21 protein-coding genes are annotated in these 16147 nt (G+C 70.1%); 14 read left to right on the top strand and 7 right to left on the bottom strand.

Features of this window, described 5'->3' with window-relative positions; all coding sequences use genetic code 11:
* Positions 1 to 65 precede the first annotated feature (65 nt).
* Both ACIPV1_RS06580 and upp read right to left on the bottom strand, forming a co-directional pair.
* A complete protein-coding gene (locus ACIPV1_RS06580; RefSeq protein WP_123292081.1) occupies positions 66 to 836 on the bottom strand; it encodes a winged helix-turn-helix domain-containing protein in 771 nt (256 codons plus the stop codon).
* Positions 837 to 1380: 544 nt separating this feature from the next.
* Positions 1381 to 2016, bottom strand: coding sequence for a uracil phosphoribosyltransferase (upp, locus tag ACIPV1_RS06575; RefSeq protein WP_111084293.1), 636 nt, complete (start codon positions 2014 to 2016; stop codon positions 1381 to 1383).
* A gap of 76 nt (positions 2017 to 2092) precedes the next feature.
* Here upp and ACIPV1_RS06570 point away from each other — a divergent pair, with 76 nt between their 5' ends.
* On the top strand, positions 2093 to 2527 hold the full coding sequence (locus tag ACIPV1_RS06570; RefSeq protein ID WP_123938773.1) for a nucleoside deaminase: 435 nt from the start codon (positions 2093 to 2095) through the stop codon (positions 2525 to 2527).
* Here the strand turns inward: ACIPV1_RS06570 and ACIPV1_RS06565 are convergent.
* Complete coding sequence (locus ACIPV1_RS06565; protein ID WP_123292082.1) at positions 2508 to 3464, bottom strand: cation diffusion facilitator family transporter; 957 nt, start codon at positions 3462 to 3464, stop codon at positions 2508 to 2510. The genes ACIPV1_RS06570 and ACIPV1_RS06565 overlap by 20 nt on opposite strands.
* Positions 3465 to 3528: 64 nt before the next feature.
* Between ACIPV1_RS06565 and proC the strand changes: the two genes are divergently transcribed.
* Complete coding sequence (gene proC, locus ACIPV1_RS06560) at positions 3529 to 4359, top strand: pyrroline-5-carboxylate reductase (RefSeq protein WP_123292083.1); 831 nt, start codon at positions 3529 to 3531, stop codon at positions 4357 to 4359.
* Between the two features lie 12 nt (positions 4360 to 4371).
* On the opposite strand, the gene ACIPV1_RS06555 is transcribed toward proC, so the two are convergent.
* Together ACIPV1_RS06555 and ACIPV1_RS06550 are read right to left on the bottom strand one after the other, a co-directional pair.
* On the bottom strand, positions 4372 to 5037 hold the full coding sequence (locus ACIPV1_RS06555) for a TrkA family potassium uptake protein (protein WP_111084290.1): 666 nt from the start codon (positions 5035 to 5037) through the stop codon (positions 4372 to 4374).
* Between the two features lie 22 nt (positions 5038 to 5059).
* The gene (locus ACIPV1_RS06550; protein WP_248703615.1) at positions 5060 to 6493 is read right to left on the bottom strand and encodes a TrkH family potassium uptake protein; all 1434 of its coding nucleotides are present in this window, start codon (positions 6491 to 6493) and stop codon (positions 5060 to 5062) included.
* A gap of 74 nt (positions 6494 to 6567) precedes the next feature.
* Here ACIPV1_RS06550 and ACIPV1_RS06545 point away from each other — a divergent pair, with 74 nt between their 5' ends.
* The 5 genes from ACIPV1_RS06545 to ACIPV1_RS06525 all read left to right on the top strand — a co-directional run bounded on the left by ACIPV1_RS06545 (position 6568) and on the right by ACIPV1_RS06525 (position 8234).
* A complete protein-coding gene (locus tag ACIPV1_RS06545; RefSeq protein ID WP_402725984.1) occupies positions 6568 to 7083 on the top strand; it encodes an ArsR/SmtB family transcription factor in 516 nt (171 codons plus the stop codon).
* A gap of 100 nt (positions 7084 to 7183) precedes the next feature.
* A complete protein-coding gene (locus ACIPV1_RS06540; protein ID WP_022902482.1) occupies positions 7184 to 7378 on the top strand; it encodes a helix-turn-helix domain-containing protein in 195 nt (64 codons plus the stop codon).
* Between the two features lie 128 nt (positions 7379 to 7506).
* Complete coding sequence (locus tag ACIPV1_RS06535; protein WP_003792170.1) at positions 7507 to 7605, top strand: 30S ribosomal protein bS22; 99 nt, start codon at positions 7507 to 7509, stop codon at positions 7603 to 7605.
* An 84-nt stretch (positions 7606 to 7689) separates the two neighbouring features.
* On the top strand, positions 7690 to 7944 hold the full coding sequence (locus ACIPV1_RS06530; protein WP_123292086.1) for a glutaredoxin family protein: 255 nt from the start codon (positions 7690 to 7692) through the stop codon (positions 7942 to 7944).
* The gene (locus ACIPV1_RS06525) at positions 7941 to 8234 is read left to right on the top strand and encodes a Dabb family protein (RefSeq protein WP_123292087.1); all 294 of its coding nucleotides are present in this window, start codon (positions 7941 to 7943) and stop codon (positions 8232 to 8234) included. The genes ACIPV1_RS06530 and ACIPV1_RS06525 overlap by 4 nt, the downstream gene beginning before the upstream one ends.
* A 162-nt stretch (positions 8235 to 8396) precedes the next feature.
* Here the strand turns inward: ACIPV1_RS06525 and aspS are convergent, their stop codons facing one another.
* Entirely contained in the window at positions 8397 to 9737 is a 1341-nt protein-coding gene (aspS, locus tag ACIPV1_RS06520; RefSeq protein ID WP_402725983.1) for an aspartate--tRNA(Asn) ligase, read from the bottom strand.
* A 173-nt stretch (positions 9738 to 9910) separates the two neighbouring features.
* Here aspS and ACIPV1_RS06515 point away from each other — a divergent pair, with 173 nt between their 5' ends.
* Together ACIPV1_RS06515 and ACIPV1_RS06510 are read left to right on the top strand one after the other, a co-directional pair.
* Positions 9911 to 10264: a hypothetical protein gene (locus tag ACIPV1_RS06515; protein ID WP_131879312.1), complete on the top strand. Its 354-nt coding sequence runs from the start codon at positions 9911 to 9913 to the stop codon at positions 10262 to 10264.
* The gene (locus ACIPV1_RS06510; protein WP_123938606.1) at positions 10233 to 10457 is read left to right on the top strand and encodes a hypothetical protein; all 225 of its coding nucleotides are present in this window, start codon (positions 10233 to 10235) and stop codon (positions 10455 to 10457) included. Before ACIPV1_RS06515 ends, ACIPV1_RS06510 begins: the two co-directional genes overlap by 32 nt.
* On the opposite strand, the gene ACIPV1_RS06505 is transcribed toward ACIPV1_RS06510, so the two are convergent.
* A complete protein-coding gene (locus ACIPV1_RS06505; RefSeq protein WP_111084475.1) occupies positions 10434 to 10808 on the bottom strand; it encodes a MerR family transcriptional regulator in 375 nt (124 codons plus the stop codon). The two genes, ACIPV1_RS06510 and ACIPV1_RS06505, sit on opposite strands and share 24 nt — an antisense overlap.
* A gap of 69 nt (positions 10809 to 10877) precedes the next feature.
* Here ACIPV1_RS06505 and ACIPV1_RS06500 point away from each other — a divergent pair, with 69 nt between their 5' ends.
* From ACIPV1_RS06500 to ACIPV1_RS06480, 5 genes are all read left to right on the top strand, one after another.
* Positions 10878 to 12368, top strand: coding sequence for a SulP family inorganic anion transporter (locus ACIPV1_RS06500; protein ID WP_402725982.1), 1491 nt, complete (start codon positions 10878 to 10880; stop codon positions 12366 to 12368).
* Between the two features lie 68 nt (positions 12369 to 12436).
* Complete coding sequence (locus ACIPV1_RS06495; protein WP_123292091.1) at positions 12437 to 13093, top strand: histidine phosphatase family protein; 657 nt, start codon at positions 12437 to 12439, stop codon at positions 13091 to 13093.
* On the top strand, positions 13090 to 13710 hold the full coding sequence (locus ACIPV1_RS06490; protein ID WP_123339052.1) for a TlpA disulfide reductase family protein: 621 nt from the start codon (positions 13090 to 13092) through the stop codon (positions 13708 to 13710). Before ACIPV1_RS06495 ends, ACIPV1_RS06490 begins: the two co-directional genes overlap by 4 nt.
* Before the next feature lie 45 nt (positions 13711 to 13755).
* Positions 13756 to 14454, top strand: coding sequence for a cytochrome c biogenesis CcdA family protein (locus ACIPV1_RS06485; protein ID WP_123292336.1), 699 nt, complete (start codon positions 13756 to 13758; stop codon positions 14452 to 14454).
* A complete protein-coding gene (locus ACIPV1_RS06480; protein WP_235036025.1) occupies positions 14438 to 16147 on the top strand; it encodes a cytochrome c biogenesis protein ResB in 1710 nt (569 codons plus the stop codon). The genes ACIPV1_RS06485 and ACIPV1_RS06480 overlap by 17 nt, the downstream gene beginning before the upstream one ends.

The following is a 16147-nucleotide window of genomic DNA, read 5'->3' as shown; positions in this document are numbered from 1 at the left end:
GTAACGGCGCGCTAGCCTCCCCGTGCGTCGTTCGCTGCGAGTTCACCAAGAGCGACCGATCAGGATCAGAAGAGGTCGGGTGAGGGCGTGGAGGCGTAGCGCACGGCCACGTCGGCGTGCCGGTCGAACCGGTAGCCCACGCCGCGGACGGTGCGGACGATCTCCTCGAACGCGCCGAGCTTGGAGCGGAGACGACGCACGTGCACGTCGATGGTGCGCTCGTTCGGGGTCTCGTCCTCGCCGTCGGACCACAGGCCGTCGATGATGGCCGAGCGGTCCACCGTCTGGCCCTCGCGCAGCACCAGGAACTGCAGGAGTTCGAACTCCTTGTAGGTCAGGGGAGCTGCGTCGCCGTCGAGCGTGACGCGCTTGCGGGAGATGTCGATGACGACCCCGGTCTCCTCCGGCTCGGGCTTCTCGGCCTGCTTGCGGGCGGCGACCGCGGACCGGTCCTGCAGGGCCAGGCGGACGACGTCGACGTCACGGCCACCGGACTGCTCCGCGGCGACGGCGACGGCCGCGTAGGTCTCCGAGTTCGGCACCAGCTGCGCGGTCAGTGCCTTCAGCTGCTCGACGACGGCTGCGAGCGTCGTGCCGGCCGCTGCCGCCTTCGCCTCGTCGATCCCGACGTAGAGCGCGAAGCCACGGGCCTCGGTGCCCTCGGGCAGGGAGCGGTTGCGCTGCGGCGCGACGACCGGGCTGGTCGGCACGCTCGTCTGCCCGGTCGTGGCCGGTGTCGCGGGACGCGGACGGATCGGGGTGACCGTCCCGAGGTCAGTCGGCGCGGGAGCGGCGGTGCGGAGCGCGGTGCGGGGCTGGGCGATGGTGAGCGACATGGTGGTTCTCCGGGCGATGTGGCCGGTGCGCGTGTGGCGCTGGCGGCGGTGTCGAATGCGTCGACGTGGCCGGTGCGCGTGTGGCGCTGGCGGCGGTGTCGAATGCGTCGACCCGGGTACGGCTGGATGCCGATGTGCCCTGCGGTCCTGCTGCGGACCGGGGCGGACCCGGGGGAACGGGAGACAGACCTCGTGACGTGGTGCGCGTCGCCGACGGTGTCCGTCACCCGGGGATCACACGCTCGCGACCGGGGTGGTGTCGCGGGGGATCCGGCTGGAACGGGTGCCGATCAGGCACACATTCGACAACGCATGACGGCGACCGACATCATCATGCCGGCAGTCCCCTGGACCTCGGAGAGGACGCGGGTGGACACGGTTGCAGTCATGGGACGAGTATCGGCGGTATACCAAGGTGGTGTCAACCGTCCGAGCAGACGGTGCGTTCCGCGCACCGGTGGCGGTGGACCGGGCTGACGGACGACGGGAGGCCCGTGGCGGTGTCGCCACGGGTCTCCCGTCGATCGTCGGTGACGTCGACTGCCTACTCGGCCAGACCGTAGAGGCGGTCGCCGGCGTCGCCGAGACCGGGGACGATGTACCCGTTCTCGTCGAGCTTCTCGTCGAGGGCGCCGAGGACGATCGAGACGTTGCGGTCGCCGACGGCCTCTTCGACCATGGCGAGCCCCTCCGGCGCACCGAGGATGCACACGCAGGTGATCTCCTCGGCACCGCGGGCGAACAGGAAGTCGATGGCAGCGGCGAGGGTCCCGCCGGTGGCCAGCATCGGGTCGAGCACGAAGCACTGACGGCCGGACAGGTCGTCGGGCAGGCGCTCGGCGTAGGTCTGCGGCTCGAGCGTCTCCTCGTTGCGGGCCATGCCGAGGAACCCGACCTCGGCCGTCGGCACGAGCTTGACCATCCCCTCGAGCATGCCGAGGCCGGCACGCAGGATCGGGACGACGAGCGGACGCGGCTTGGCGATCGAGACGCCCATGGTGTGCGCCACGGGGGTGTCGATGGGCGTCGCGGTGACCCGGACGTTCCGCGTGGCCTCGTACGCGAGGAGCGTGACGAGCTCTTCGGTCAGGGCGCGGAACGTGGGGGAGGGTGTGGTCCGGTCGCGGAGCACCGAGAGCTTGTGGGTGATGAGCGGGTGGTCGGCGACGTGGACTCGCATAGGGTCGAGCCTACCGTGCTGCCGACCACCTGGAGGTCCCGTGGAAGCGCCCGCTGCCCGTCCGTTCGTCCCGGCGATGGAGCGCGCGCTCGACGAGGCCCGGGCCTGCCTGGCGACCGGCGACGTGCCCGTCGGGGCGGTGGTGCTCGACCGCGACGGCGTCGTCGTCGCCGTCGGCCGGAACGAGCGCGAGGCGCTGCAGGACCCGACCGCCCACGCCGAGGTACTGGCGCTCCGCGCGGCCGCCGCGGTCACCGGGGACTGGCACCTCGACGAGCACACGCTCGTCGTGACCCTCGAACCGTGCCCGATGTGCGCCGGGGCGATCCTGGCCGCACGCGTGCCGCGGGTCGTGTTCGGCGCCTGGGACCCGAAGGCGGGCGCGACCGGCAGCGTCTACGACATCGCCAGGGACCGCCGGCTGCCGCACCGTTCCGAGGTCGTCGGCGGCGTGCTCGAACGCGAGTGCGCCGCGCTGCTCGACGCGTTCTTCAGTCAGCGGCGAGGATGACGATCGCCTCGGTCGGCGGGCGCGGACCGGTGCGGAGCACGTCGGGCTCGACGTAGATGACCCGGGCGATCGGCACCGCGGAGCGCACCCGCTGCTCGACCGTGTCGATGCCCGCGGCGACGTCACCCAGGCGGCGGTCGCCGTCGACGGCGACCTTCACGCCGACCATCAGCTCGTCCGGACCCAGGTACAGGGTCTTGATGTGGATGATCGAGTCGACCTCCGGGCCGTCGAGCACCGCGTGCTTGATCCGCTCGACGTCGGCGGCGGTCGCGCCTTCCCCGACGAGGAGGCTCTTCGTCTCGATGCCCAGGACGACCGCGACGGCGATGAGCAGTGCGGCGATGAAGATCGTGCCGATCGCGTCGAAGACGCCGTTGCCGGTGATCGCGGTCAGCCCGACGCCGAAGAGTGCGAACACCAGGCCGAGCAGTGCCGCGGTGTCCTCGAGCATGACGACGGGCAGCTCCGGGGCCTTGGCGCGGCGGACGAACTGGACCCAGCTGAGCGTGCCCTTCTGCGGCCGGGCCTCCTTCAGTGCGGTGCGGAGCGAGAAGCCCTCGAGCCCGATCGCGATGACGAGCACGACGAGCGGCAGCCACCAGTTCTCGAGCGGGTGCGGGTGGGCGAGCTTCTCGATGCCCTCGTAGAGCGAGAAGACGCCGCCGACGGAGAACAGGATGATCGAGACGACGAACGCGTAGACGTAGCGCTCACGGCCGTAGCCGAACGGGTGCTCCTCGTCGGCGGCACGGCGTGCCCGGCGACCACCGAGCAGCAGGAGGAGCTGGTTCGCGGAGTCGGCCAGGGAGTGCACGCCCTCGGCCAGCATCGATGCGGACCCGCTGATCGCCGCCGCGACGAACTTCACGATCGCGATGCCGACGTTCGCACCGAGTGCGGCGAGGATCGCCTTCGTGCCTCCTGAAGCGCTCACAGCTGTCCCCTTCTCCCGATCTGGAAGACGATCCTAGGCGAGGCCGGTCGGTAGGGTCGGGAGCATGACGATCGACCTGCCCCGTACCGCCCTGCTCGGCGTCGGCTCCATGTCCGGCTCGGTCCTCGACGGCCTGCTCGCCGCCGGACTCGACCCGGCGACCGTGACCCTCACGACGAAGTCCGAGGCGTCGGCGGCCGCCCACCGGGAGCGCGGGCTCGACGCCACCGCGAGCGACACCGACCCGGACGCGAACCGCTCGGCGGTGCGTGGTGCGGCCCTCGTCGTGGTCGGCGTGAAGCCGTACGTGATCGCGGATCTGCTCGACGAGGTCGCCGCCGACCTGGAGCCCGGTGCGGTGCTGGTCAGCGTCGCGGTCGGCACCACCACCGCGAGCATGGAGGCGCGGGTGCCGGCCGGGGTCCGCGTCGTCCGGGCGCTGCCGAACACGCCGATCGGCGTCGGCCACGGCGTCACCGGGATCAGCGCCGGGGCATCGGCGGACGCCGAGGCCGTCGCGCTCGCGTCGTCGGTGTTCACGGCGTCAGGAAGGGTGCTCGAGGTGCCCGAGGCGCAGCTCGACGCCCTGTCGGCGGTGTCCGGCTCGGGCCCGGCCTACGTCTTCCTGCTCGTCGAGGAGTGGCAGCGTGCCGCCGAGGCGCTGGGCTTCGCCCCCGAGCAGGCGGCCGCGATGGTGCAGGGCACGCTCCGGGGTGCCGTCGAGCTGCTCGACCGGTCGGATCGCGGACCCGCAGACCTGCGGCGTGCCGTAACGAGCCCGAAGGGCACCACCGAGCGGGCCGTCGCGGTGCTGCAGGACGCCGACCTCGCCGACACGTTCCTGCGCGCGTCGCGCGCGGCGATCGCTCGTGCGGAGGAGATCGCGGCGTCGTAGCCGCGTCCGGGACTACTCGTAGGCGGCGAAGCGCTCCAGGTCCGTCTCGGACCCCGAGACGATGATCACGTCGTTCTCGCCGATGATGCTCTCCGGGGTCGCCGGCACGAACGGGCTGCCCGGCGGCTTGATGCCGAGCACCGTCAGGCCGAACCGCGTGCGGATCACCGTGGTCGCGAGGTCCTTGCCGCGCACCGCCCGCGGCGGGAACATCTTCACCACCGCGAAGTCGTCGTCGAACTCGATGAAGTCGAGCATGCGCCCGGACACCAGGTGCGCCGTGCGCTCGCCGGCCTCGCGCTCCGGGTAGACGACGTGGTTCGCGCCGATGCGGGACAGGATCGTGCCGTGCGACCGGCTGATGGCCTTCGCCCAGATCTGCGGGATGCCGAGGTCGACCAGGTTCGCGGTGATCAGCACGCTCGACTCCAGGTCGCTGCCCGTGCCGACGACCGCGATCGCGAAGTCCTGCGCACCGATCTGGCGCAGGGCGTCGATGTCGGTCGCATCGGCCTGCACGGCGTGCGTGACCCGGTCCGACCACTTCTGCACCAGGCCCGGGTCGGTGTCGACGACCAGCACCTCGCGGTCCTGCCGTTCGAGCTGACCTGCGGTGGCGGCGCCGAACCGGCCGAGGCCGATGACGAGCACGGGTGCGTCGTGACTGATCGCACCCATCGGGTGCGGGGGACGGGTTCGGTCAGCCAACGATCGGCCTCTCCTCGGGACGGCGGAACAGTTGCCGGCTCTGACTCGCGGCCAGGGCTGCGGCGATGGTCACTGTACCGACCCGACCGAGGAACATGGTGGCGGCCAGGACGTACTTGCCGGACTCCGGCAGGTTCGCGGAGACACCCGAGGACAGCCCACTGGTGGAGAACGCCGAGATCACCTCGAACAGGACACGGTCGAGCGAATCGTCCGTGATCTGCAGGAGCACCACGGTCGCGACGGCCACGATCGTCGCCCCCCAGAGCACGATGGCGACCGCGACCCGCAGCACGTCGCTCGGGATGCGGCGGCCGAACGCCTCCATGCTCTGCCGGCCCCGGGCCTCGGCGACCGCGGCGAGGAACAGCACGGCGAGCGTCGTGACCTTGATGCCGCCAGCGGTCGAGGCCGACCCGCCGCCGATGAACATGAGCATGTCGGTGACGAGCAGGCTCGAGCCGTTCAGCTGGTCGAAGTCGACGAGCGAGAAGCCACCGGACCGGGTCATCGTCGACAGGAAGAGGGCCTGGAACGCGGTCCGGCCGGCACCCTCCTCGCCGAAGGTCGTCGGGTTCGACGCCTCGAGCGCGGTGTAGACGATCGCACCGCCGATGAGCAGGACGGCGCTCGTGGCCAGCGTGAGCTTGACGTGGATGGGCCAGCGGCGCGGCGTGCGGAGCTGCTTCGTCAGGGTGCGGATGACCGGGAAGCCGATCGACCCCGCGACGACACCGATCATCAGGAGCGTCAGGAACCAGTAGTCGTGGGCGAACGGGTCGAGGCCGTCCGCGTTCGGCGAGAAGCCGGTGTTCGTGAACGCCATGGCGGCGTAGTAGAAGGAGTCACCGACCGCGGTCCAGAACGGGATGCCGGCGATCAGCACGGACGGCAGCAGCAGCAAGCCGAGGACGATCTCGATCGACAGGGTGCTCACCGCGACCGTGGCGAGCAGGGTGCCGACCTCGCCGAGGCGGACGGCCTGCCCCTCGGGGACCGCCCCGTGGTGGGTGCGGAGCGGGTTCGAGTCGCCGGCGGCCATCAGCTTCGCGCGGAGCCCGAGCTTGCGGGTCACGAAGAGCCCGAGGATCGACGCGAAGGTCAGGACGCCCACCGCACCGATCTGCGTCCCGATCACCACGAGGACCTTGCCGAACACCGACCAGTGCGTGGCCATGTCGACGGTCGCGAGGCCCGTGACGCAGACCACCGACGCCGCCGTGAACAGCGCGTCGGAGAAGTGCGTGCCGGTCCCGTCGGCCGCAGCCCACGGGGTCATGAACAGCGCTGTGAACACGAAGATGAGGGCGACGAACACCAGGATCGCCAGACGTGACGGCGACGAGCGCAGGACCGTCGCGATCCGTCCGCCGCGTCGTCGGGTGACGGTCACGTGCCGCGGGAGCGGCTCGGTACGGTCGAGCATCGTATGCCTCCGAGGACATGGGCCGGGACGGTTCGTCATGGTACATCCGTGGTGCCCCGGCTAGCCTTGCCCGCATGGCCGACATCTTCTCCGTCGTGGCGGACCCCACGAGGCGCGAGCTGCTCGGGACCCTCCTCGCCGCGTACGGATCGGACGTCACCGGCGGGGAACTCAGCGTCGGGCAACTGGTCGAACGACTGGGCGCCAGCCAGCCGACGGTGTCGAAGCACCTCCGGGTCCTGCGCGACATCGGACTCGTCACCAGCCGCGAAGAAGGGCAGCACCGCTTCTACCGGCTCGACCCGGAACCGCTCGTGTCGCTGGAGGACTGGGTCCTGCCGTTCACCGGCGCGGTCGACGCCGACGGCATGCCCGCGACCACGGCCTGGACCCCCGACGGTCAGCCCGTGTCCGTCCGCCGGAACGGTGCTGCCGGCAAGACCACCGTCGAGGTCGGGACCGAGCTCGGGCGTGTCATGGCCGAGGCGTCCTACCGGGCCACCGCGGCGATCTCCGGTGCGCAGCAGGGCTGGGAGCGTGTCGTCGACCGCAGCCGCAAGCGCTTCACCCGCCGCGGCGACGAAGACTGAGCCTGGACACTGGGTCGCACGCGCCTCTACAGTTGCCAGTGACCACACAGGTCACACCAAACCCGTGCGCGGATCGCGTGCGAGCCACCGAAGGCGGATCATGACCGGCAGTTTCGACGACGTGCGCTTCCTCACCGTCGCTGAGGTCGCCGAGATGATGCGTGTCTCGAAGATGACCGTGTACCGCATGGTCCACGCCGGTGAGCTCCCCGCCATCCGTTTCGGCCGGTCCTTCCGTGTCCCCGAGTCAGCCGTCGCCGACGTGCTGCGCGGCGGCATCGCAGACGTCGGCTGAGCGCACACCCGTCCGTTCCGGGCGCGTTCGACATCGCGTCAGCCCTCCGGTAGACTCGGCCGGGTTGATTTTCCGCGGTCTCGACGGCCCGGTGTCCGATACATCAGCACAGTCCGAGCGAGGTCCACATGGGTTCTGTCATCAAGAAGCGTCGCAAGCGCATGGCGAAGAAGAAGCACCGCAAGCTGCTTCGCAAGACGCGCCACCAGCGTCGCAACAAGAAGTAGGCCCCGAGCCTGCAGCGTCAAGCCCCGGTTCGCCGGGGCTTTCGCATTCCCCAGGGGACGCGGACCGCGGGCTACGCTGGAGCCATGCCCGCAGTGACGTTCCTGACGAAGCCCGGATGCCACCTCTGCGACGACGCACGGCCCGTGGTCGAACGCGTCGTCGCCGAACACCCCGGCGCGACCCTGCAGGAACGCTCGATCCTCGACGACGACGCCCTCCGCCAGGAGTACGCGGAGGACATCCCCGTCGTGCTGGTCGACGGGCGCGTCCACAGCAACTGGCACGTCGACGCCGACCGGCTCGCACGTGCCCTCGAGAAGGCCGGTTCCCCCGCATGATCTCCCACGTCGTCGCCTGGACCCTGCGCGAAGACCTCGACCGCGCCGCGACCATCGCCCGGATCCGCGAACTCCTGACCGGCCTGACCGGCACCATCGGGTCGATCCGTTCGCTCGAGGTCGTCGAGAACGTCGCCTACCCGGAGAAGAACAGCGACGTCGCCGTCGTCGCGTCGTTCGACGACCTCGCCGGACTCGACGAGTACCAGGTGCACCCGGACCACCAGGCTGCCGCAGCCGAGATCCGTGGACTGGTCACGGGGCGGGCTGCCATCGACTGGCAGAGCTGAGCCGGGCCTCCCGTCCCGCCCCCCGGCGCTGCGTGCGCTGCGGCGCTTCGTGAGCAGAAATGGTCGCCTCCCGCATCGGGAGGCGACCAATTTCTACTCACCATGTGCGCTCGCGCGGGGCGCCGCGCGATGTGCGCTCGCGCGGGGCGCCGCGCGACGTGACTACGGGGTCAGGCGCGTCGGTCCACGGAAGAGGTACGTGACCTCGCGGATGGACGGCTCACCCAACATGAGCATGAGCACGCGCGCGAGGCCCATGCCGAACCCACCGTGCGGCGGCACGCCGTAGCGGAAGAAGTCGAGGTACCAGCCGAGCTCCTCGGGGTCGAGGCCCTTCTCGACGGCCTGCGCCTCGAGCACGTCGACGCGGTGCTCGCGCTGTGCGCCCGTGGAGATCTCCGCGCCGTTGAAGATGAGGTCGTAGCTGTTCGTGAGCGACGGGTCGCCCGGCTTGCGCATGTGGTAGTACGGCCGGATCGAGGCGTCGTACTCGGTGACGAACACGAACTCCGAACCGTGGTGCTCCTTCGCCCAGGCGGCGACGCGGCGCTCACCCTCGGGGTCCAGGTCGCCGTCGGCGCGGACGACGTCGTGGCCGCTGTCGGCCACGATCTTCCGGGCCTCGGCCAGGGTCACGCGGGGGAACGGCGTCGCGGGGACCTGCAGCTCGAAGCCGAAGACCTCCTCGATGTCCTTGCCGTACTTCTCCTTGACCGCGGTGATGCCGGCGACCAGGACTTCTTCGTGCATCGCCATGACGTCTTCGTGGGACTCGATCCACGAGAACTCGGCGTCGACGCTCGTGAACTCGGTCGCGTGGCGGCTCGTGAAGGAGGGGTCCGCGCGGAACGCGTCGGCGATCTCGAACACGGCGCCGAAGCCGGCCGGCTGGGCCATCTGCTTGAAGTTCTGCGGCGACTGCGCCAGGTAGGCGGTCGTCTCGAAGTACTCGAGCTGGAAGAGCTCGGCGCGCGACTCGGACGCCGACGCCATCAGCTTCGGGGTGTGGATCTCGATGTAGTCGCGGTCCACCCAGTAGGTGCGGAACGCGTGCTCCAGGGTCGTCTGGATGCGGAAGATGAGGTTCTGCTTGCGGTTGCGCAGATCGAGGAAGCGCCAGTCGAGCCGCTTGTCGAGCGACGAGTCGTCGGCGATCGGGGTCTCCGGGATCGCGGCGCTCACCACCTCGAGCGTGCCGACCTTGACCTCGAGCCCGCCGAGCTTGACGCGCTCGTCGTGCTTCAGGGTGCCGGTGGCGTGGATGAAGGTGCCGTGGGCGAGGGCCGAGATCTCGGTGGTGGTGGCGAGCGCGGCCTGGGTGGCGTCGTCACCGTCCTCGGCCTCGCGCGTGGCGGGGTTCACGAGCTGGACGGCGCCGGATTCGTCGCGGAGGACGACGAACTGCACCTTCTTCTGGTCTCGGACGGTCTCGACCCATCCGGCCACGGAGACGGGGCCGTCGGGGAGGGCAGCGAGGTCGGCGATGCGGGTGCGTTCGATCACGGTGGTCGAGTCTAACCGTCTGCGTCCGGCGGCGTCGGTCCGCAGGGTGTTCCCCTCCACAGGGCGGCTCGCTTCCGGCGTCGTCCACAGGTCTGACCGGGAGGCCCGTGGGGCGTCGAGTGGGTCCGTAGCGTTCTCGACGTGGCCGGGTCGCGAGACGAGAGGGGGACCGGGTGGGGACGGGGACGGGGGAGCTCGCGACCTGGCCGCCTGCGGCGATCGCGACGATCGTCGCGTCGTTGTTGGCGCTCGGAGGCACCACGACGGCAACGGTCTGGTCGTTCATGCGGTGGCGGCGAGAGCACCGTGCGATCGAGCGAGCGTACGTCTGGCAACAGGTTGTCTGGGCAGCGGAGATGGTGTCGTCCGACGACGTCGGCAAGGCCGAGATCGGACGGATGGTCGCGGGCGCGATGTACGACATGCAGATTCATGGACGGGTCGACGATCCAGGTGTGAGTGTCCTGGTACGAACACTCGGAGAAGAGGAACGCGATGCAACGCATGTTCATGCACATGACCGGTGAGGAACGCCGGCGTGCGCAGGTCCGGCTCAACCAGGTCATCCTCGACGCGTACCCGAAGCGGAAGGCGCGGAAGATGATCGCCATGTTCGAGCGGGTGGAGGCACGTCTGGAGTACTCCCCGGAAGAAGCAGCCGAGGCTGAGCGGCGATGGCTCGCGCGGTACGAGCGCTCAGGGGAGCGAAGCGCGGAGTGACCCCAGGGTGCCGATGAACTCCTCGGCCATGCCGGCGCGCTCGACGAGCTTGGCGTGCCGGGCCCGGGCATCGTCGAGGTACTCGTCGAGGCGTGCAGCCAGCGCGGGCTCGTCGTCGGGGTCCTTCGCCGCCAGCGCATCGACGACCCGCAGCAGGTCCGCCATCTCGTCGAGCGTGAACCCGAGTGGCTTCATGCGGCGGATCACGAGCAGCCGGTCCAGGTCCTGCGCGGTGTAGACCCGGAACCCGCCCGTAGTGCGGCCGCTCGGCACGAGCAGCCCGACCTCGTCGTAGTGGCGGATCGTCCGCAGGGACATGCCGGCACGGTCCGCCAGCTCGCCGATGTGCATCGTGTCCGGGGTGTCGGTGGTGCTCACGGTGCACAACTCTACCCTCACGTGAGGGTAGAGTTCCGATCGATGTCCGTGATCACACACGCGCCGGCGGCCCCGAGCGTCCTCACCGCCCTCCGCTCACCCCGCATGCTCACCCGCGAGGTCCTCGCCGGTGTCGTCACCGCGCTCGCGCTCATCCCCGAGGCGATCTCGTTCTCCGTCGTCGCCGGGGTCGACCCCGCGGTCGGCCTGTTCTCGAGCGTCATCATCGCCGTCGTCATCTCGATCGTCGGCGGTCGTCCGGCGATGGTGTCCGCCGCGGCCGGTTCGGTGGCCCTGGTCATCGCGCCGCTCGTCCGCGAACACGGCATCGAGTACCTCGTGCCCGCGATCGTCCTCGGTGGCGTGTTCCAGCTCGTGCTCGGGTTCCTCGGGGTCGCGCGCCTGATGCGCTTCATCCCGCGCAGTGTCAACGTGGCGTTCGTCAACGCGTTGGCCATCCTCATCTTCACCGCGCAGCTGCCCAACCTGCTCGGCCCCGACGTCCCGTTCGTCGTCTGGCCGCTCACCGCCCTCGGCATCGCGATCATCGTCGGCTTCCCGTTCCTGACCAAGGCCGTCCCCGCGCCGCTCATCGCGGTCGTCGTGATCACCGGCATCACCATGCTCTTCAGCGTCGTCGTCCCCACGGTCGGCGACGAGGGCGAACTGCCCACCGCACTGCCCGGGTTCAACGGCATCGTCACGCCGTTCTCCTTCGAGACGCTGCAGATCATCGCGCCGTACGCGTTCGGTGTCGCGATCGTCGGCCTCATCGAGACCCTGTTGACCGCGCAGCTCGTCGACTCCATCACCGAGACCGGCTCGAGCAAGTGGCGGGAGTCCTGGGGGCAGGGCGTCGCCAACATCGCGTCGGCGTTCTTCGGCGGGACGGGTGGTTGCGCGATGATCGGCCAGACGGTCATCAACGTGAAGACCGCGGGCGCACGGACCCGGATCTCGACCTTCGCCGCCGGTGCTTCCGTACTCGTCCTGACGATCGTGCTGCACGACCTCGTGGCCGAGATCCCGATGGCCGCGCTGACCGCCGTGATGCTCATGGTGTGCGTGGCGACCTTCGACTGGCACAGCATCCGTCCGCGAACCCTGCGGCGGATGCCCCTCGGGGAGACCGCCGTCATGCTCATCACCGTCGTGGTGGTCGTCGTGACCGAGAACCTCGCGACCGGCGTGCTCGTCGGCGTCGTCGTCGCAGCACTGGTCTTCGCTCGCCGGGCGGCGCACGTCGTCACCGTCGTCCGCGAGCCGGTCGACGAGCACACCGTGCGGTACCGGGTGCGCGGCGCCCTGTTCTTCGCGTCGTCGAACGACCTCGTCACGCGGTTCTCCTACGCCGTGGACCCGGAGCACGTGGTCATCGACCTTTCCAACGCGCACGTCTTCGACGCCTCGACGGTCGCGGCACTGGACGGCGTCGAGCAGCGGTTCGCCAAGCACGGGTCCACGGTCGAGGTCGTGGGCCTCAACACCGGGTCGGTGGCCATCCACGGGCGGTTGTCGGGCGAGCTCGGCTGAGCGCTTCCGCATCCGGTGAATCGGCTGTGGGGCCGGTGAGCACCGGTGGGCGACCTACACTGGAACCCATGCCCGCCACCCGACTCCACCTCGTCCGGCACGGTGAGGTGCACAACCCCGACCGCGTCCTGTACGGGCGGCTCCCGGGCTTCGGACTGAGTGACCTCGGCAAGCAGATGGCCCTTGCCTCGGCGACCGCGTGGAAGGACGCCGGTGTCGACGTGCGCCGGATCGTCGCCTCGCCGCTGCAGCGCACGCAGGAGTCCGCGGCGCCGTGGTCGGCTGCGTACGGGCTCGACGTCACGCTGGACGAGCGCCTGATCGAGCCGACGAACCGGTACGAGGGGCAGCCCCCGGGCTTCACGAAGCGTTCGCTCGGCCGTCCGGCGGAGTGGCCCTGGATCGCGAACCCGTTCCGGCCGAGCTGGGGCGAGGCGTACGAGTCGATCGCGAACCGCATGCTCGCCGCGATGACCACGGCGTGGGAGAGCGTGGACGGCGGCGACGTCGTCCTGGTCAGCCACCAGCTGCCGATCTGGACGGTCCACCGGAAGCTCGCGGGGGAGTCGCTCTGGCACGACCCACGCAAGCGCCGCTGCGACCTGTCGAGCATCACGACCGTCGAACGGGTGCCCGCCACGTCGACCGGTCGGTTCACCGAGGTCGGGTACACGGATCCCGCGCAGGAGCTGCGCGCGACCGCCATCGACGAAGGAGCAGTGTGAGCGTCATCAGCAAGCGGTTCGCGGTCCTCGCAGCGACGGCGGTCGCCGCGGCGCTCGTCCTGTCCGGGTGCTCGTCGGACAACGGTGGCCTCGCCAAGCAGTACGGCAACGGCACCACCCAGAACTACATCTCCGGCGACGGCGCGGTGACCGAGGTCACCGCCGACAAGCGGTCCGACGCGGTCGACTTCGAGGCGAAGGACTCCGACGGCGACACCGTCTCGTCGAAGGACCTCAAGGGCAAGGTCGTCGTCCTGAACTTCTGGTACGCGAGCTGCCCGCCGTGCCGCGCCGAGGCGAAGTACCTCAACGAGGTGCACGAGTCCTACGCCGGTGCAGACGACGTCGCGTTCATCGGCGTCAACGTCCGCGACGAGGCAGCGACCGCAGCCGCCTTCGAGCGCACCTTCGGCGTCGACTACCCGACCGTCCTCGACCAGAAGACCGGCACGATGCAGCTCGCCCTGTCCGGTCAGATCGCCCCGAACGCCGTGCCGGCCACGATCGTCCTCGACACCAAGGGGCGCGTGGCTGCCCGGGTGCTCGGCGCCGTCGACGGCACGAGCATCCTGAAGACCCTGATCAGCGACGAAGTCGACGCTGGCAAGGCCTCCTGACCCGTGGCCTCCAACCCCTTCGCCGAGGCGATCCTGAGCGGCCAGATGGCCGTCGCGCTGCCCGTGGCGGCGCTCGCGGGACTCGTCTCGTTCCTGTCGCCGTGCGTGCTCCCGCTCGTGCCCGGCTACCTCGGGTACGTCGGTGGGATCGCCGAGGGCGGGCAGCGCCGCGGGCGGGTCGTGCTCGGCGTGCTCCTGTTCATCCTCGGCTTCACGGCGGTCTTCGTCGCGTACACGACGGTGTTCGGCGCGCTCGGGTTCTGGCTCGTGCGCTGGCGCGACCTCATCACGCAGATCCTGGGCGTCGTCGTCATCGCGATGGGGCTGGTGTTCGTCGGCCGGTTCACGTTCATGCAGCGCACCATCAAGCCGAGCTGGACGCCCGCGACCGGACTCGTCGGCGCCCCGCTGCTCGGCATCGTGTTCGGCCTCGGCTGGACCCCGTGCCTCGGCCCGACCCTCGCCGCCATCAACCTGCTCAGCGTGCAGTCGGGCAGTGCCTGGCAGGGCATGTGGCTCGGCGTCGCGTACTGCCTGGGCCTCGGCATCCCGTTCGTCCTCGTCGCCCTCGGGGCCGGCTGGGCGACCGGTGCGATCCGCGCCGTGAAGCGGCACATGCGCACCGTCAACATCATCGGAGGAGCGATCCTGATCGTCATCGGTCTGCTCATGGTCACCGGAATCTGGTCGGCCGTCATGTCGAGCGTCGGGGCGGTGATCCAGAGCTTTGTCCCCGCGGTCTGATCCCGAAACCGAAGCGACGGGCGCCGACACCGCGTCGGACCCGCAGCGACCGTCCGACCACGTCGACGGCTCCGGCCCCGGCGACGCCGGCATCAACCAGCCGAAGCTCGGCTTCGTCGGCACCCTCCGGTTCTTCTGGCGACAGCTCACGAGCATGCGCACCGCGCTGTTCCTGCTCATGCTGCTCGCCCTCGCGGCGATCCCGGGCTCGCTCGTGCCGCAGCGCACCGCCGACCCGAACGGTGTCGTCCAGTACAAGGCCGACCACGCCACGCTCTACCCGATCCTCGACAAGCTGCAGGTCTTCGACACCTACACGTCGGTGTGGTTCTCGGCGATCTACCTCCTGCTGTTCGTCTCCCTGATCGGCTGCATCGTGCCGCGCACGAAGCACCACTGGCAGGCGCTCCGCACCCGTCCGCCCCGGACCCCCGTCCGCCTGACGCGACTGGCGGGCTTCCGCACCGTGGCGGTGCAGCCCGACGCGATGATCGACGGCACCACCGGGATCGACGTGACCACGGGCCTCCCGTCCAGCGAGCACGCGGTGACGCGCGCGATGGCGATCCTGAAGCGCTCCGGGTACCGCGTCGAGCGCTTCGGCGACTCGGTGAGCGCGGAGCGCGGCTACCTGCGCGAGACCGGCAACCTGGTGTTCCACGCGGCGCTCGTCGGTGTCCTGCTGGCCGTCGGTGTCGGCGGCGGGTTCGGGTTCACCGGCCAGCGGCTGCTGGTCGAGGGGCAGACGTTCTCGAACGTCCTCGGCTCGTACGACTCGTTCAACCCGGGCCGCTGGTTCCAGCAGACCGACCTCAAGGGCTACAACCTGACGCTCGACAAGTTCGTCACGAAGTACGAGGAGCGCAACCTCGACGCCCTCGGCCAGGCGCTCGACTACTCGGCGACCGTGACGAGCAAGGAGAAAGGCGGCGAGTCGACGACCAGCCGCCTGGGCGTGAACGACCCGCTGCACGTGGGCGGCACCAACGTCTACCTGCTCGGCAACGGCTACGCGATGAACGTCACGGTGCGCGACGGCGAGGGCAACGTGGCGTTCCAGGACGTCGTGCCGTTCCTGCCCGAGGACGCCAACTACACGTCCACCGGCGTCATCAAGGTGCCGGACGCGCTGCCGGACCAGCTCGGCATGGTCGGGTTCTTCTACCCGACGGCGTCGAAGCTCGCCTCGGGTGCGTACACGAGCGCCTACCCGGACACGCAGAACCCGCTGCTGACGCTGCAGGTCTACACCGGCGACCTCGGCCTCGACAGCGGCGTGCCGCAGAGCGTCTACACGCTCGACACCAAGGGCCTCACGCAGATCGCGGGCCGTCAGTCCGACACGGCGAGCATCGCGCTCGAGCCCGGGCAGACCAAGAAGCTGCCGAACGGTGCCGGGTCGATCACCTTCGACGGCGTCAAGCGCTACGTGTCGCTCGACGTGCACCACGACCCGTCGCAGGCGTGGGTCGCCGCCTTCGCGCTGCTCTCGACGCTCGGGCTGCTCACGTCGCTCTTCGTCCCGCGCCGACGCGTGTGGGTGAAGGTCGTCCCCCGCAAGGGCGCAGAGCACGGCGAGTACGACTTGGAGTACGCGGGCCTCGCCCGCGGTGAGGACCCCAACCTCGAACGGGCCGTCGCGGACATCGCACAGCGCCACACGTCGGACCTCGGAGTTAGGATGCCCCAGTGA

Source organism: Curtobacterium sp. NPDC089991, assembly GCF_044748425.1.
Taxonomy (GTDB): Bacteria; Actinomycetota; Actinomycetes; order Actinomycetales; family Microbacteriaceae; genus Curtobacterium.
The sequence above is the reverse complement of the archived record's forward strand: the minus strand, read 5'-3'. Positions and strand labels throughout refer to the sequence as shown.

What these genes read in the sequence shown, in the direction of transcription:
- ACIPV1_RS06580 (WP_123292081.1), bottom strand. Translation starts at nt 836, where the DNA reads ATGTCGCTCACCATCGCCCAGCCCCGCACCGCGCTCCGCACCGCCGCT.
- upp (WP_111084293.1), bottom strand. Translation starts at nt 2,016, where the DNA reads ATGCGAGTCCACGTCGCCGACCACCCGCTCATCACCCACAAGCTCTCG.
- ACIPV1_RS06570 (WP_123938773.1), top strand. Translation starts at nt 2,093, where the DNA reads ATGGAGCGCGCGCTCGACGAGGCCCGGGCCTGCCTGGCGACCGGCGAC.
- proC (WP_123292083.1), top strand. Translation starts at nt 3,529, where the DNA reads ATGACGATCGACCTGCCCCGTACCGCCCTGCTCGGCGTCGGCTCCATG.
- ACIPV1_RS06555 (WP_111084290.1), bottom strand. Translation starts at nt 5,037, where the DNA reads ATGGGTGCGATCAGTCACGACGCACCCGTGCTCGTCATCGGCCTCGGC.
- ACIPV1_RS06550 (WP_248703615.1), bottom strand. Translation starts at nt 6,493, where the DNA reads ATGCTCGACCGTACCGAGCCGCTCCCGCGGCACGTGACCGTCACCCGA.
- ACIPV1_RS06545 (WP_402725984.1), top strand. Translation starts at nt 6,568, where the DNA reads ATGGCCGACATCTTCTCCGTCGTGGCGGACCCCACGAGGCGCGAGCTG.
- ACIPV1_RS06540 (WP_022902482.1), top strand. Translation starts at nt 7,184, where the DNA reads ATGACCGGCAGTTTCGACGACGTGCGCTTCCTCACCGTCGCTGAGGTC.
- ACIPV1_RS06535 (WP_003792170.1), top strand. Translation starts at nt 7,507, where the DNA reads ATGGGTTCTGTCATCAAGAAGCGTCGCAAGCGCATGGCGAAGAAGAAG.
- ACIPV1_RS06530 (WP_123292086.1), top strand. Translation starts at nt 7,690, where the DNA reads ATGCCCGCAGTGACGTTCCTGACGAAGCCCGGATGCCACCTCTGCGAC.
- ACIPV1_RS06525 (WP_123292087.1), top strand. Translation starts at nt 7,941, where the DNA reads ATGATCTCCCACGTCGTCGCCTGGACCCTGCGCGAAGACCTCGACCGC.
- ACIPV1_RS06510 (WP_123938606.1), top strand. Translation starts at nt 10,233, where the DNA reads ATGCAACGCATGTTCATGCACATGACCGGTGAGGAACGCCGGCGTGCG.
- ACIPV1_RS06505 (WP_111084475.1), bottom strand. Translation starts at nt 10,808, where the DNA reads ATGCACATCGGCGAGCTGGCGGACCGTGCCGGCATGTCCCTGCGGACG.
- ACIPV1_RS06500 (WP_402725982.1), top strand. Translation starts at nt 10,878, where the DNA reads ATGTCCGTGATCACACACGCGCCGGCGGCCCCGAGCGTCCTCACCGCC.
- ACIPV1_RS06495 (WP_123292091.1), top strand. Translation starts at nt 12,437, where the DNA reads ATGCCCGCCACCCGACTCCACCTCGTCCGGCACGGTGAGGTGCACAAC.
- ACIPV1_RS06485 (WP_123292336.1), top strand. Translation starts at nt 13,756, where the DNA reads ATGGCCGTCGCGCTGCCCGTGGCGGCGCTCGCGGGACTCGTCTCGTTC.